A 14,339-nucleotide genomic window follows, 5' to 3' on the forward strand; every position below is an offset into this window, starting at 1 on the left:
GGCCACCGGACCCCGGTTAGCCGAAAGCGCGCCCACTGGGCGCGCTCTTTTGCCTGTGCCTGTGCTTCAGGCCGTGGTTGTTACTGCGGCTGATAAATCGAATCGAACACGCCGCCGTCCGCGAAATGGGTCTTTTGCGCGTTGGTCCAGCCGCCGAACGAATCGTCGATCGTGTACACCTTCAGCTTCGGAAACTTCGCGGTCAGATCGGCCGGCACCTTGTTCGATCGCGGACGATAGAAATTGCGTGCGGCGATCTCCTGGCCTTCCTCGCTATACAGGAAGTTCAGATACGCGTCCGCCAGCTTGCGCGTGCCGTGTTTGTCGACGACCTTGTCGACCACCGCGACCGGCGGCTCGGCCAGAATGCTCGCCGACGGCACCACGATTTCGAACTTGTCCGGGCCGAACTCCTTCACCGACAGGAACGCCTCGTTTTCCCACGCGATCAGCACGTCGCCGATATCGCGCTGCACGAAGCTGGTGGTCGCGCCGCGCGCGCCCGAATCGAGCACGCCGGCGTTCTTGTACAGCTTGCCGACGAACTCCTTGGCCTTCTGGGCGTTGCCGCCCGGCTGATGCTCGGCGTACGCCCAAGCGGCCAGGTAGTTCCAGCGCGCGCCGCCCGAGGTCTTCGGATTCGGCGTCACGATCGACACGCCCGGCTTCACCAGATCGTCCCAATCCTTGATGTGCTTCGGGTTGCCCTTGCGCACCAGAAACACGATCGTCGACGTGTACGGCGATGCGTTGTCCGGCAGACGCTTCTGCCAGTTCTTGTCGACGAGCCCCTTGTTCGCGATCGCGTCGATGTCGTAAGCGAGCGCAAGCGTCACGACGTCGGCCTGCAGACCGTCGACCACCGAGCGGGCCTGCGCGCCCGAGCCGCCGTGCGACTGCTTGAAGGTGACGGCTTCGCCGGTCTTGGCCTTCCATTCCTTGCTGAATGCCTGATTGATGTCCTGATACAGCTCGCGGGTCGGATCGTAGGACACGTTCAGCAGCGTGGTGTCGGCGTGCGCGACACCGCTTGCGCCCAACATGCCGAGCGTACCCGCCGCGCCGACGGCAAGCGCCGTGATCAGTTTTCTGGTTCGAGCCGCAAGCCCCGTATGCCGATGGTTCATTTCAGTTTTTCTCCGCGTGATGGTCCGCTGATAAGCGTCTGGTGTCGTTTTGCGTCGCGGTCACGTGCACATGAGCGCCAACCCGGAAGCCAGTCTATCGAAGGGCTTTCATCATTAAAAATAATGTTTCCTCATTTTTTAATGCCCAAAAGTGGTAACGGCAGACGCGCCGGCTGTTCCGACGCCGAAAACGCCGCCATGTCGCCGATAAACGACGCCCCAGCGCGCCCCTTGCGCCGAACTTAAAGTAAAGCTTGAAATGCGCCGAATACTGTATAAAAATACAGTCACCTGTTCATACATACAGTGGCCATGACAAAACTCACCGCACGACAGCAGCAGGTTTTCGATCTGATCCGCCGCGCGATCGAACGCACCGGCTTTCCGCCCACTCGCGCGGAAATTGCCGCCGAACTCGGTTTCAGTTCGGCCAATTCCGCGGAAGAGCATCTGCGCGCGCTGGCGCGCAAGGGCGTGATCGAACTGGCGGCCGGCGCGTCGCGCGGCATCCGCCTGCTGTCCGGGCAGGAGGATGCGCCGCACCAGTTCACGCTGCCACATGCGGGCCTGATGCAGTTGTCACTGCCGCTGATCGGCCGGGTCGCGGCGGGTAGCCCGATCCTCGCGCAGGAACATATCTCGCAGCACTACGCGTGCGACCCGGCGCTGTTCTCGAGCAAGCCCGACTACCTGCTGAAGGTGCGCGGCCTGTCGATGCGCGACGCGGGCATTCTCGACGGCGACCTGCTCGCGGTGCAAAAGCGCAGCGAAGCGAAAGACGGCCAGATCATCATTGCGCGCCTTGGCGACGACGTGACGGTCAAGCGTCTGAAGCGCCGGCCGAACGGCATCGAGCTGATCGCCGAAAACCCCGACTACGACAACATCTTCGTGGAAACCGGCAGCGCGGATTTCGCGCTCGAAGGGATCGCGGTCGGGCTGATTCGCCCCAGCGAGTTCTGATCCTTCGCTGTTGCCGGAACGCTCGCGCCGGTTTGTCCGACCCAAGCCGCATTAACGCCCGCATTACGCCGCGCATTTAAGCTGCATCGTCTGGAGAGACTCATGGAACGCCTTGCCCGTCTGCTGCCTTTTCGCCAGTTCGGCCGTCTGCGCCATCTGCGCAAGCTCACGCCTTGCGCGCCGATCGAGGCGCCCGCGGCGCGCACGCCGTCGCTGTTCGACGTGACTGCCGAAGCTTGCGGTCTGCCGTCGTCGTTGCCGGCGTTTGCGCGCGTATCGCTGAATTCGGCGCTGAATATCGCGGAGCCCGCGCGCCGCGCACCGGTGCGGGTCTATCATGGACCGTCGCGACTGATCATGGTCGGCACGGTCGACGCCGTATGCCGTATGATCGATCGTTGCATAGCCGACGAAGCCAACGTGCACGGCGCGGTGTTCGAAGCCTGAGCGAATTCTGAACACGCATGCAATAAGCACTTCGGATGTTCAGAGATTCGCGTGGGATGGGATCGTTTCGACCTCGCCGTGGTCGACGTTAGATCATCACTGACGTGGAGTCCCATTCGATGACCATTCCGAAACGCACAGGGCAGCGCCACCCGGCCGCTGCTGATCACGCTGATCGTGGTGATCGTGATTGCCGCGCTGGGGTTTATTTACGCGTCGCCGTATCTCGCGGTGAACAATCTGAAACGCGCGGCAGACGCGCGTGACGTGCAAACCGTCAATCAGTACGTCGACTTCCCCGCGCTACGCGATAGCCTGAAGCAGCAGGTGGGCGCGATGCTGACGCGCCGGCTCGAAGCGGATGCCGGCAACAAGATGGCCACGATCGGCGCGGTGATCGGCGTGACACTGATCGGCCCGCTCGTCGATGCCTATGCGACACCCGACGGCGTCGCGGCACTGCTGAACGGCATGCCGCCGCGCGGCACACCGGGCGAGCAACCGTCCGCCCCACCAGCCGCGGGCGGTGAAGCGCCGGCCGCACCATCCGCGGGCGACACCCCCACGCAGGCAAGCGCGCCGCCGCCCGGGCGTCAAAGCACGGCCGGCTACCGGAGTCTCAACGAGTTTGTGGTCACGTACCGGCGCGGCGAAGGCAACGCGAACTATTCGGCCATCTTCCGTCGCGAAGGTCTGGTCACGTGGAAGCTCGCGGCGATCAATCTGAACGAGTGAGGTTCAAGCCGTGAACTGAAGGGATGCGCGGGCTGGTCATTGCGGCCAGCCGCGTGTCAGGTTTGTTCGAATTACGCCGCGGCCGCCTGCTGCTGCTCCTGCGCGGAAGAGCACGCCACCAGAATGCTGCACGACACGCGGTCGAGCAGCGGCGTGTTGCCCGCCCCCATCCACCACCGCGACAAACCGGTCCGGCAGCGATGACCCACCACCACGAGGTCAACGTGCAACTCGTTGGCAAGATTGGCGATCTCGTCGATCGGATGACCAAATGCGAAATGCCCCTGCGCGTTCACGCCTCGCTCGGTCAGCCAGTTCACGCCCTCCTGCAGAATTTCGCGGGCCGTTTTTTCGAAGCTTCCGCAGGCCACATCGGTCAATAAGCCCGCGCTTTGCGCGATGCTCGAACGCATGTCGACGACCGACAGCAGATGCGTTTCCGCCTTCAGGTCCAACGCCAGATCGGCGCCGCAACGCAGGGCTTTGCGGCCTTCGCGCGAGCCGTCGTAGCACAACAGGATTTTCTGGTAGCTCGCCATCTGTCTTCTCCCATTCGCGCGGAAAGCGCGGTCTGAATCAATCATGGTGCGCCGCAATTCGGCTTGCAAGGGATGGAAAACGCTAAGTGCATAGTCGGTGCGTGCTGACGCCGTCTGCACAAGCGTTGGGCCAGCTGAGGCAGTGTTCGCGCACGTTTGCGGCACCGCAAAACTTGGTATGCGAACGCATCGCATCCCACGCATTACGCGTTCCCGGACACCCGCTCGCATCAGTGGCCGATACCCTAGAATAAGCGGCCTGTGCGCAATGCGTGCGTCGCAGGTATGTTGTTTGTTCTTGTGCGTACGTTATGTCTTGTTCCCGGAGCCTCACTCGAGTCATGCCCGCCGCCCCCATCGAGTTCCATCAGGTCAGGAAAAGCTACGGCGAAAAAACGGTCGTCGACGGCTTGTCGTTTCATGTTAATACCGGCGAATGCTTCGGGCTGCTCGGCCCCAACGGCGCCGGCAAGACCACGACGCTGCGCATGCTGCTCGGCATCGCGGCGCCCGACGCCGGCGCGATCCGCCTGTGCGGCGAACCGATCCCGGGCCGTGCGCGCCTCGCGCGCTCGCGCGTGGGCGTGGTGCCGCAGTTCGACAACCTCGATCCCGATTTCACCGTGCGTGAAAATCTGCTCGTGTTCGGCCGCTATTTCGGGATGAGCGCCGCGCAGTGTCGCGCGGCGGTGCCGGGTCTGCTCGAATTCGCCCGCCTCGAGAACAAGGCGGACGCGCGCGTGAGCGAGCTGTCCGGGGGCATGAAGCGGCGCCTCACGCTCGCACGCGCGCTGATCAACGATCCCGACGTGCTGATCATGGACGAGCCGACCACCGGTCTCGACCCGCAAGCGCGCCATCTGATCTGGGAGCGATTGAGATCGCTGCTAGCGCGCGGCAAGACCATCCTGCTGACCACGCACTTCATGGAAGAAGCCGAACGGCTTTGTCATCGACTGTGCGTGATCGAGGAAGGACGCAAGATCGCCGAAGGCGCGCCGCGCGAGCTGATCGAGTCGGAGATCGGCTGCGACGTGATCGAGATCTACGGTCCCGATCCGTTTGCATTGCGCGACGAACTCGCACCGCTCGCCGAGCGCACCGAGATCAGCGGCGAGACCCTGTTCTGTTACGTGAACGACGCACAGCCCGTGCATATGCGCCTGAAGCAGCGCGCGGATTTGCGCTATCTGCATCGGCCGGCGAATCTCGAAGATGTGTTTCTGCGGCTCACCGGCCGCGAAATGCAGGACTGAACCCGCAGCGAGGCACTTGATGGACGCACGCACCTACGAAACCCACGACGCCACGCCATCGGCACAAGAGCCGTTCGGCGCCTTCCCCGCCAACGCCACGAACTGGATCGCGGTGTGGCGCCGCAACTATCTGGTGTGGAAGAAGCTCGCGATCGCGTCAATGTTCGGCAACCTCGCCGATCCGATGATCTATCTGTTCGGTCTCGGCTTGGGGCTCGGGCTGATGGTCGGGCACGTCGACGGCGTGTCTTATATCTCGTTCCTCGCGGCGGGCACGGTGGCGTCGAGCGTGATGATGTCAGCGAGCTTCGAGTCGATGTATTCGGGCTTTTCGCGCATGCACGTGCAGCGGACGTGGGAAGCGATCATGCATACGCCGCTTACCCTCGGCGATATCGTGCTCGGCGAGGTGGTGTGGGCCGCCAGCAAATCGGTGTTGTCGGGTGTCGCGATCATGCTGGTAGCGGGCGCGCTCGGCTATGCGAGTTTTCCGTCGATGCTGCTCGCGCTGCCGGTCATCGTGCTGGCCGGTCTCGCGTTCGCGAGCCTCGCGATGATCGTGACGGCGCTCGCGCCGTCGTACGACTTTTTCATGTTCTATCAGACCCTCGTGCTCACGCCGATGCTGCTCCTCTCCGGCGTGTTCTTTCCGATCTCGCAGTTGCCCGGCGCCGCGCAAGCGGTGACCGCCGCGCTGCCGCTCGCCAATGCGGTCGATCTGATGCGCCCAGCGATGCTCGGCCGGCCGATGGAGCACGCGGCGCTGCATGTGAGCGTGCTCGCCGCGTATGCAGTCGGCGGCTTTATCGTGTCGGCGATCCTGTTTCGGCGCCGCATGATGAAGTAAGCCGAACGCGCCGGTCGTCGCTCTGCGCGTTTGCTATCGTCGCGCGCTCAGTCCTCGTCATCGGTCCACGGAATGTCGACGTCGGAGATGAACGCGACCGTCGCGAACGGGCCGCCCTCGTGACGACCGATCTTGCCATCGGCGCGCTGCCATTCGACCCGGAACACGGTGGCCGGATCATCCGCGATCAGCCGCACCGTGCGCAATTCGTCGGGATCGGCGTCTTCGACCGGACCGTCGAGCGAGATCAGCAACGCCTGCGGCCATAAACCATCGGCGGGATCGTAGATCTTGTCGCCGTCGTGAATCAATGTGAAGGCTTCCACGCCGATGGTCGCCGACGCATCGACGATCATCTTGGCGAGCGCACGCAACAGCGCGGTCGCTCTCGCCGAGTTGGCCTGGCGGATCGCGAGATCGCCGCGTGTGAGCGCCTGCTCGAGTTTCGGATTGGTTTTCTGTTGCGCCATGGATGTGTTGGTCCTATCGCTCTGTTGTGGGCAACGCGCCATCGGGTCGACGCGCCGCGTTTCTTTTTTGGTCCCTCTATTGCCGCTTATGTGCATTGCAGCATCGCGGGCTGCGCGGCCGGTCCGCGCTTCGACTGTCGTTGTTCTGCCGTTTCCCCCGATCGTGGCGCGCACCATCAGGGCCGTTTTTTCAGGGCCGTCTTTGCCGTCCACCACAGTTTAGGTCGTGATTCGGATTCAGGGAGAACATTTGCCGCTTATTGCGTGGCATGTGTCGCATTTCATGCATCGGCTCGCGGACGCCGCGGCGTGCGCTTGCCGCGCCCTCGGTCCGCCTTCGACGCCTGCGCCCCGGCCGGCTTCGGATCCGCGATCCGCGCGATCAGATGGTCGCGAAACGCCCGCACCGACGGCGGCAACTCGCGCCCCGCCATCGTCTGCACCTGGATGCTGCGCTGGCGCATCTGCGGGTCGGTCAGCGGAATCACGACGAAGCCGTCGTCGGCATAGCGGTCGCGCACCGATAGCAGCCCCGTGAACATGATCGCGCCGGACTTCTGCGCATAGCGATAGCTCGCGCCGCTGTTGTTGCAGATCAGGTCCGGCTCGAGCAGGATGCCTTCGAGCGCGCAGGTGATGTCGATCAACTGGCGAAGCGTTGTGCCAGTCTCCGACAACACCAGCGGATAACCGCTCACCTCGGCGAGCGACAGCTTCGCGCGCGCCGCGAGCGGATGATCGGCGCGCACCAGCAAGAACACCGGCGCGCGTTCGGTGTGCTCCACCTTGACGCCCTTCTCCGGCGCGAGGCTGAACGACAACGCGATGTCGACGTCACCGTCGCGCACATGGCGGGTCGCGTCGGCCGGCGACATCACGGTCAGCGTGAAATCGATGCCGGGATGCTCGGCGCGGAAATCCGCGATCGCAGCGGGCAGAAAGTCGACCGCGAAGCCCTCGGCGGTCGCGATCTTGATCCGGCTGCCGTGCAAGCTAGCGAGACCGCTGAGCTCCTTCATCACGTGCTCGGCTTCGAGCAGGCTGCGTTGTGCGTAGGCGAGCAGCCGCTCGCCGGCCTCGGACAGCGCCATGCCGCGCGGACGCCGCTCGAACAGCGTGACACCGAGTTCGCCCTCGAGCCGCGCGATCTGCCGGCTAAGCGCCGATACCGCGACATGCAGCCGTTCGGATGCGTCGCTCAGCGAACCGCTGCGCGCGACTTCGACGAAATAACGCAACGCGATGCCATGCAGTGAACGTGCCATCCGGGACGCCTCGATCGAATCGGTTGCAATGGTGTAGCGACGCTTTGCCTTTGCGGCAATGCAAGCTTCGAAACATGATCATTGTGACAAAAATGACGCGCTTCTAGAATCGGTCGCAATGGCATCGCGGGCAATTCGCCCGAAGACCATGCCATCGGGCCGCGGCTCTCTGCCGGCCTCACCCATCCCCCGCATTGGAGACACCGACATGAGCCGCAACCAGGCGATCGAGCTTGCCACCCGGCACTTTGAATCCGGCGCTTTTCTCGCCGACCTGAACCGCCGCGTCGGCATTCGCACCGAAAGCCAGGAAAGCGATCGCGGCGCGCTGCTGCTGTCTTATCTGACCGACGAAATCCAACCCGCAGCGGAGCGCCTCGGCTTCGGCACGCGCATCGTCGATAACCCGGTCGATGGCTTCGGTCCGTTCCTGATCGCGAACCGTCACGAAGGCGATCATCTGCCGACCGTGCTGATCTATGGCCACGGCGACGTCGTGCGCGGTTACGACACCCAGTGGCGCGCGCCGCTGACGCCGTGGGCGGTGACCGTCGAAGGCGAGCGCTGGTTCGGTCGCGGCACCGCCGACAACAAAGGCCAGCACTCGATCAACCTCGCCGCGCTCGCGTGCACGCTCGCCGCGCGCGACGGCAAGCTCGGCTTCAACACGAAGCTGCTGATCGAAATGGGCGAGGAAACGGGCTCGCCGGGGCTCGATGCGATCTGCCGCGCGCACCGCGACGAGCTCGCCGCCGACGTGCTGATCGCCTCCGACGGCCCGCGTCTCGCCGCGCGTCGTCCGACCGTGTTTCTCGGCTCGCGGGGCGCGGTCAATTTCAAGCTGTCGCTCAATCTCCGCGACGGCGCGCATCACTCGGGCAACTGGGGTGGCCTGCTGCGCAATCCGGCGACGGTGCTCGCCAACGCGCTCGCGAGTCTGGTCGATGCGCGCGGCGTGATCGCAGTCGACGGCCTGCGTCCGCCGCCGATCCCCGAGGCCGTGCGCCGCGCGCTTGCCGACATCACGGTGGGCGACGGTCCCGGCGACCCGACCGTCGACGACAACTGGGGCGAACCGGGTCTTTCCGCGCCCGAGCGCGTGTTCGGCTGGAACAGCTTCGAAGTGCTTGCGTTCAAGGCGGGCAATCCGGAGAACCCGGTCAACGCGATTCCGCCGTCGGCGTTCGCGGTCTGCCAGTTGCGTTTCGTGGTCGGCACCGATTGGGAAAACCTCGGCAAGCATCTGCGCGCGCATCTTGATGCGCACGGCTTTCAGCTGGTCGAAATCGACGTCGAACGCGGCGCACCGGCCACGCGGCTCGATCCGGACGATCCGTGGGTCAGATGGGCGCTCGCGTCGCTAGAAGCGACCACCGGCAAGAAGACCGCGCTGCTGCCGAATCTCGGCGGCACGCTGCCGAACGAGGTATTCGCCGACACGCTCGGTCTGCCGACGATCTGGGTGCCGCATTCCTATCCGGCCTGCTCGCAGCATGCGCCGAACGAGCATCTTCTCGGCCCGGTGGTGCGCGAGGGCCTGCAGATGATGGCGGGACTGTTCTGGGATCTCGGCGAGAATGCGCCGCTTGCGGCGAAGCGCGAGGTCGTGGATGCGGCAAAGGCCGCGAGTTGAGTTCGGCTAGCGTCGATTGATTCGCTGTACCTGCCGCGGCCGGCCCCGACATTCGACCGGGGCCACCGCGGCAAGCGGGTCGCGCTTACATCGACATCAAGGCGCCGGATTCGGCTGCAGCTCGTGCAGCTTGTCGATTTCCGCAAGCACTTCGGGCGACAGCTTCACGTCCGCGCTGGCGACGTTTTCCTTCAACTGCTCGAGCGACGTCGCGCCGATCAGATTGCTGGTCACGAACGGCCGACTATTGACGAACGCGAGCGCGAATTGCGCGGGCGACATGCCGTGGCGCTTCGCGAGCTCGACATAACGCGTGGTCGCCTGCACGGCTTGCGGCTTGCTGTAGCGCGCGAAGCGCTCGAACAGCGTGATGCGTGCGCCGGCCGGACGCGCGCCGCCTTCGTACTTGCCCGACAGCCAGCCGAACGCGAGCGGCGAATACGCGAGCAAACCGATATTGTCGCGATGCGCGTACTCGGACAGACCCGCTTCGTAGGTGCGGTTCAACAGGCTGTACGGATTCTGGATGCTGACGATGCGCGGCAAGCCGAGTTTTTCGGCCGCGCGCAGAAACTGTGCGACACCCCACGGCGTTTCGTTCGACACGCCGACATGGCGCACCTTGCCAGCCTTCACGAATTCGGCGAGCACCGTCAGCGTTTCCTCGATCGGCACCGTGTACGCGTCGTCGACCCACGGATACGACGCACGGCCGAAGGTCATCGTGCTGCGATCGGGCCAGTGCAGCTGATACAGATCGACGTAATCCGTCTGCAGACGTTTGAGGCTGTCGTTGAGCGCCTCGGTCAGATTCTTGCGGTCGAACTGGTTCCCTTCGCCGCGAATATGACGCGGATTGTGCGGCTGACGCGCGGGACCCGCGATCTTGGTGGCGAGCACGATCTTCTCGCGCGCGCTCTTGTGCTGCGCGAGCCACGTGCCGATGTAGCGCTCCGTCGAACCTTGCGTTTCCGCGCGCGGCGGCACCGGATACATTTCGGCGGTGTCGATCAGGTTCACGCCGTGATCGAGCGCGTAGTCGATCTGCGCGTGCGCTTCCTGCTCGGTGTTCTGCTCGCCCCACGTCATCGTGCCGAGACCAATCAGGCTGACCTGCACGTCGGAGTCGCCGAGTCTGCGGTATTCCATCTAACTTGTCCTGTTGAAGAGGTGAACGGAAAGCGCAGACGTTACCACGCCGGCGCATTACCTGCAGCAAGGCTAGAATGCTGGGCCATGCGTTGCTGCACGCCGCCTGGCGAGTTGCGTAGCACATGCTTTGCGCTCACGGCCCTCGCTTCATCATGACTTCGTTGCCATGAATCACGAACACCTCGAATTGCTGGTCACGCGCGTGATGCCCTACGGGAAATATAAAGGCCGCGTGATCGCCGACCTGCCCGGCCACTATTTGAACTGGTTCGCGAGCCAGGGCTTTCCGCCCGGCGAGATCGGCCGGCTGCTCGCGTTGATGCACGAGATCGATCACAACGGTTTGAAACCGCTGCTCGATCCGTTGCGCAAACCGAAGCCCAACGAGGGCTGAATCCGTCTGCGTGAAAGCGTTGCCAAGCCCGCTGAAAGTCGCGGCGCAGGCAAGCTGCAAGCAATGTCGGGCAGTCCGAATTCATACAGGTTTTTTCCTTGCGGATCGCGTTTGCATGGCCTTTAATCGGCATAGGTCGTCGCGCTGTGGAACGTCGATAGTGAAGCGGTTCAGTCATCGTCCGCTCCACTGTTTCCTTGTGTTCCGGCGCCGTGCGATCCCCCGCCTTCGTGACTGCCTGTATCCATGTCGCAATTCAACCTGTCCGCATTGCTCGACTTCATCGGTCACGATCTGTCGCCGGTGCGCGCGGTCATCCTGTTCTTCGTGATCGGCTACGTCGTGGTCGGACTGCCCGTGCATTTCCGCCAGGGCGCGGCGTCGCGCGACGTTTGGGGCACGGCCGCCGGCGTGACGATGGCGGCGATCTACGCGGCGTTCATTGCCGGGGTGTACCCGTGGCTGCATCACGTGTCGGTGATCGCGCACTGAGCGTCGGCCGCCGTCAGCTCGGCGCCGAAAACTTCCCATAGCGGTTCGAGCAATTCGCGTCGCGGCTGCCAGCGCCGCATCGACGTGCGGTACAACGGTCGGCGCACCTGCGCCGAACTCGCGGTGCTCACAGGCCGCGTCGTCTCAGGAAATGCGAGTGCGTTCGCTTCGAAATCGTCGACCAGTTCCTCGTACGCGATCTCGAGCATCGCGCCCGGGGAAGAGCGTGCCGTCAGTGCGCCGTCGACTGACCGTAGGTGCGATGACAGTTAGTCCGCGCCGAGCGCGCCCTACTGCGCCGCGTCCGCTTTGTTCAACGCCTCGACGTCGCATCGCTTGCGACTCAAGAGACGAATCGTCCCGCGGAAGTTAGCAGCGCTGCCCTTGAGTAGCGTTTCGAATGATTAACGAAGTGTTACCGCAGCGCCGTTCGATTAGACGCGGGAAGATTGGCGGAAAGGTCGAGCGTCGCGGCAACGGCTCGCATGGTCGCGGCCCTGAGCGCGGAGCGCCGCGCCAACGCCGGTAACGCTCGGACACAAACGCGGCTGAACTCCGTTGCGCGCGGTCTTTCTCAGGTTTACTTGGAGGAGAAAATCGTGACCAGGCTCATTGCATCGATGACGCTGCTAGCGGCGGCCGTAGCAGCGAGCGTCACTGGATGCGCCGTCGCGCCGCCAGCGGACTACGGCTATGCGCAACCCTATTATCCTTACGCGTATGGACCGCCTTACTATGGCCCGGTGTACGGCTCGGTTGGTTTCTACGGCGGTTTTGGCGGGCCATGCTGCTATTACGGACATGGCTATTGGCACGGCGGGCATGGCGGATGGCATGGCGGTGGTTGGCACGGCGGCCACGGCGGATGGCATGGCGGGACCGGCGGCTGGCACGGTGGCGGCTTCGGCGGCATGCACGGCGGCGGCAGCGCGTGGACCGGTGGTGGCGGAATGGGGGCACATGGACACTGAGGCATTCAGGCATTGAGGTCTTGATGCATCGACGAACCGGTGTCCGCCCCCGTCGCGACAGTGACACGGCTTCAGCGCGCCCGGCGGTTTCTGGCCTTGCGGTAAAATTATCGTTTTGATTCAAGCCCGCTCGGCCGTTCCATGTCTTTACCCCGCACTCCCAGCCCTCGCCGCGTGTCCGTTGCCCCGATGATGGACTGGACGGATCGTCATTGCCGCTCGCTGCATCGAATGATTTCGCGCCATACGTGGCTTTACACGGAAATGGTGACGACCGGTGCGCTGCTGCACGGCGATGTGGCGCGTCATCTCGCTTTCACGCCCGAAGAAGCGCCGGTCGCGCTGCAACTCGGCGGCAGCGAGCCTGACGATCTCGCGCGTTCGGCAAAGCTCGGCGAGCAATGGGGCTATGACGAAATCAACCTGAATTGCGGCTGCCCGTCCGAGCGCGTGCAACGCGGCGCGTTCGGCGCATGCCTGATGAACGAGCCGCAACTCGTCGCCGATTGCGTGAAGGCGATGCGCGACGTCGTATCGGTGCCGGTCACGGTCAAGCACCGCATCGGTGTGGATACGGTCGAGGAATACGGCTTCGTCCGCGATTTCGTCGGCATGATCGCGCAAGCGGGCTGCGAGGTGTTTATCGTTCATGCGCGCAACGCGATCCTGAAGGGCTTGAGCCCGAAGGAAAACCGCGAGATCCCGCCGCTCAAGTACGACTACGCGTATCAGCTGAAGCGCGATTTTCCGCAGTTGGAGATCATCATCAATGGCGGCATCAAGACGCTCGACGAAGTCGACATGCATCTTCAGCACGTCGACGGCGTGATGCTCGGTCGCGAGGCGTATCACAACCCGTACGTGCTCGCCGATGTCGACGCGCGCTTCTATGGGTCGACGCAACCGCCGCTGACGCGCGACCAGGTCGAAGCGAAACTGATCGAGTATTGCGCGACCGAAATGGCGCGCGGCACCTATCTCGGCGCGATCACGCGCCATGCGCTCGGGCTGTATCGCGGCGAAGCGGGCGCACGCGGTTGGCGTCGCGTTTTGTCCGACAGCAAGCGGCTTGCGGCCCGCGATCTGACCATCTTCGACGAAGCGAGACAGCATCTGCGCGAGCCTCTCGAAGTTTTTGAATAAAGGACTAGGCAAACCAAAATCTAGTCCCTATAATCTCGTTTCTTCGTCGGCGAGACAGGTTTTTAAAGCAAGTCAAGCGGATGTTAGTGGTGGCTGTAGCTCAGTTGGTAGAGTCCAGGATTGTGATTCCTGTCGTCGTGGGTTCGAGTCCCATCAGCCACCCCAAAGAATTCAAGCAAACGGCGTTGTGAGCAATCACAACGCCGTTTTTGTTTTGCTGGCCGCTTTTCCCGTTTCCCATGATGAACGTGCGGTCTTCCGGGCCCGCACCGCTCCTTCTCGCCCTCTTCCGAGCCGCAAAAACCATTTGGCCAACGGGGCCGGATCCCCGCTCTGCCTTGCCGCGCTTACGTCTGAACGATTGTTTCTTCGCCGGGAATAGTAATTTCAGATTATCGGCACAAATTCTCGATAGTAGGGGTATACACTGCCTTCCATCGACGTTGCAGACACCTGGTTCACTGGCTCCTGCAACATCTTCCTGAAATGCAGTCGAAACGTTATCGGAGTCCTACCATGAAGACCAAGTTTATCGCCGCCCTGCTGGTTGCCGCTTCCGCCTCGATCGCCGCTCCCGCTTTCGCAAGCGGCTATGGTCCGGCGCCGTACTATCGTCCGTCGGTTGGCGCGCCGGCTTCGCAACAAGGCCAGAACGCTCAGACCGTCGCTGCGGAACGCGCCGACGCGCAATCGAATGCGTACGGTGGCGTGAATAGCGTGTCGACCCAATCGGGCTCGCGCAGCGAACCCAAGTCGGGCCCGCAATCGGTGTACTTCGGCCACTAAGCCACCAGCAGTAGCAGTACCGTCAGATCCGCTGCCGCTGAAGGCAGCGATCAAAGTGGGCGCCGCGCATGCAGTATCGATGCCGGCGCCCAGTTGCGTTTACGCCGGCCGGCTCTAGT

At 63.4% G+C, this 14,339-nt stretch carries 17 protein-coding genes and 1 tRNA gene; 12 read left to right on the plus strand and 6 right to left on the minus strand.

The window, feature by feature from the left end:
• Positions 1-80 precede the first annotated feature (80 nt).
• The gene (locus tag QFZ94_RS21985) at positions 81-1,127 is read right to left on the minus strand and encodes a sulfate ABC transporter substrate-binding protein (RefSeq protein WP_429459459.1); all 1,047 of its coding nucleotides are present in this window, start codon (positions 1,125-1,127) and stop codon (positions 81-83) included.
• A gap of 312 nt (positions 1,128-1,439) precedes the next feature.
• Here QFZ94_RS21985 and lexA point away from each other — a divergent pair, with 312 nt between their 5' ends.
• The 3 genes from lexA (at position 1,440) to QFZ94_RS22000 (ending at position 3,272) form a co-directional block, all read left to right on the plus strand.
• Positions 1,440-2,090, plus strand: a complete 651-nt coding sequence (gene lexA / locus QFZ94_RS21990; RefSeq protein WP_008922406.1) for a transcriptional repressor LexA — start codon at positions 1,440-1,442, stop codon at positions 2,088-2,090.
• Positions 2,091-2,192: 102 nt separating this feature from the next.
• Entirely contained in the window at positions 2,193-2,537 is a 345-nt protein-coding gene (locus QFZ94_RS21995; RefSeq protein WP_410849193.1) for a hypothetical protein, read from the plus strand.
• Positions 2,538-2,714: 177 nt separating this feature from the next.
• A complete protein-coding gene (locus tag QFZ94_RS22000) occupies positions 2,715-3,272 on the plus strand; it encodes a DUF2939 domain-containing protein (RefSeq protein WP_429459463.1) in 558 nt (185 codons plus the stop codon).
• A gap of 71 nt (positions 3,273-3,343) precedes the next feature.
• Here QFZ94_RS22000 and QFZ94_RS22005 read toward each other — a convergent pair whose 3' ends face one another.
• Positions 3,344-3,811, minus strand: a complete 468-nt coding sequence (locus QFZ94_RS22005) for a universal stress protein (RefSeq protein ID WP_013089294.1) — start codon at positions 3,809-3,811, stop codon at positions 3,344-3,346.
• A 341-nt stretch (positions 3,812-4,152) separates the two neighbouring features.
• Here QFZ94_RS22005 and nodI point away from each other — a divergent pair, with 341 nt between their 5' ends.
• Together nodI and QFZ94_RS22015 are read left to right on the plus strand one after the other, a co-directional pair.
• Entirely contained in the window at positions 4,153-5,067 is a 915-nt protein-coding gene (gene nodI, locus QFZ94_RS22010; RefSeq protein WP_429459465.1) for a nodulation factor ABC transporter ATP-binding protein NodI, read from the plus strand.
• A gap of 19 nt (positions 5,068-5,086) precedes the next feature.
• Complete coding sequence (locus QFZ94_RS22015; protein ID WP_368582841.1) at positions 5,087-5,914, plus strand: ABC transporter permease; 828 nt, start codon at positions 5,087-5,089, stop codon at positions 5,912-5,914.
• 47 nt (positions 5,915-5,961) lie between these two features.
• Here the strand turns inward: QFZ94_RS22015 and QFZ94_RS22020 are convergent, their stop codons facing one another.
• On the minus strand, positions 5,962-6,384 hold the full coding sequence (locus QFZ94_RS22020) for a hypothetical protein (protein ID WP_013089291.1): 423 nt from the start codon (positions 6,382-6,384) through the stop codon (positions 5,962-5,964).
• 281 nt (positions 6,385-6,665) lie between these two features.
• Complete coding sequence (locus QFZ94_RS22025) at positions 6,666-7,649, minus strand: LysR family transcriptional regulator (protein WP_429459468.1); 984 nt, start codon at positions 7,647-7,649, stop codon at positions 6,666-6,668.
• A 208-nt stretch (positions 7,650-7,857) separates the two neighbouring features.
• Between QFZ94_RS22025 and QFZ94_RS22030 the strand changes: the two genes are divergently transcribed.
• Positions 7,858-9,282, plus strand: a complete 1,425-nt coding sequence (locus QFZ94_RS22030) for a M20 family metallopeptidase (protein ID WP_429459470.1) — start codon at positions 7,858-7,860, stop codon at positions 9,280-9,282.
• Between the two features lie 96 nt (positions 9,283-9,378).
• Here the strand turns inward: QFZ94_RS22030 and QFZ94_RS22035 are convergent, their stop codons facing one another.
• A complete protein-coding gene (locus QFZ94_RS22035; RefSeq protein ID WP_410849198.1) occupies positions 9,379-10,431 on the minus strand; it encodes an NADP(H)-dependent aldo-keto reductase in 1,053 nt (350 codons plus the stop codon).
• A gap of 169 nt (positions 10,432-10,600) precedes the next feature.
• On the opposite strand from QFZ94_RS22035, the gene QFZ94_RS22040 reads away from it, so the two are divergent.
• The gene (locus tag QFZ94_RS22040) at positions 10,601-10,828 is read left to right on the plus strand and encodes a DUF3820 family protein (RefSeq protein ID WP_368582837.1); all 228 of its coding nucleotides are present in this window, start codon (positions 10,601-10,603) and stop codon (positions 10,826-10,828) included.
• Positions 10,829-11,074: 246 nt separating this feature from the next.
• Positions 11,075-11,320 (plus strand): hypothetical protein, encoded by a 246-nt coding sequence (locus QFZ94_RS22045; protein WP_176367880.1) that lies wholly within the window; start codon positions 11,075-11,077, stop codon positions 11,318-11,320.
• Here the strand turns inward: QFZ94_RS22045 and QFZ94_RS22050 are convergent.
• Positions 11,296-11,529 carry a hypothetical protein gene (locus tag QFZ94_RS22050; protein ID WP_368582836.1) on the minus strand — a complete coding sequence of 78 codons (234 nt, stop codon included), beginning with the start codon at positions 11,527-11,529 and terminating at the stop codon, positions 11,296-11,298. The two genes, QFZ94_RS22045 and QFZ94_RS22050, sit on opposite strands and share 25 nt — an antisense overlap.
• A gap of 390 nt (positions 11,530-11,919) precedes the next feature.
• On the opposite strand from QFZ94_RS22050, the gene QFZ94_RS22055 reads away from it, so the two are divergent.
• The 4 genes from QFZ94_RS22055 (at position 11,920) to QFZ94_RS22070 (ending at position 14,220) form a co-directional block, all read left to right on the plus strand.
• Positions 11,920-12,291 carry a hypothetical protein gene (locus QFZ94_RS22055; protein WP_429459473.1) on the plus strand — a complete coding sequence of 124 codons (372 nt, stop codon included), beginning with the start codon at positions 11,920-11,922 and terminating at the stop codon, positions 12,289-12,291.
• Positions 12,292-12,432: 141 nt separating this feature from the next.
• Positions 12,433-13,434, plus strand: coding sequence for a tRNA dihydrouridine(20/20a) synthase DusA (gene dusA, locus QFZ94_RS22060; protein WP_410849200.1), 1,002 nt, complete (start codon positions 12,433-12,435; stop codon positions 13,432-13,434).
• A gap of 89 nt (positions 13,435-13,523) precedes the next feature.
• Positions 13,524-13,599 (plus strand) — tRNA-His (locus QFZ94_RS22065).
• Positions 13,600-13,950: 351 nt separating this feature from the next.
• Positions 13,951-14,220 carry a hypothetical protein gene (locus QFZ94_RS22070; protein ID WP_368582832.1) on the plus strand — a complete coding sequence of 90 codons (270 nt, stop codon included), beginning with the start codon at positions 13,951-13,953 and terminating at the stop codon, positions 14,218-14,220.
• The last annotated feature ends 119 nt before the right edge of the window (positions 14,221-14,339 follow it).

This window comes from Paraburkholderia sp. JPY465, from assembly GCF_050436725.1.
GTDB classification, from domain to species: domain Bacteria; phylum Pseudomonadota; class Gammaproteobacteria; order Burkholderiales; family Burkholderiaceae; genus Paraburkholderia; species Paraburkholderia youngii.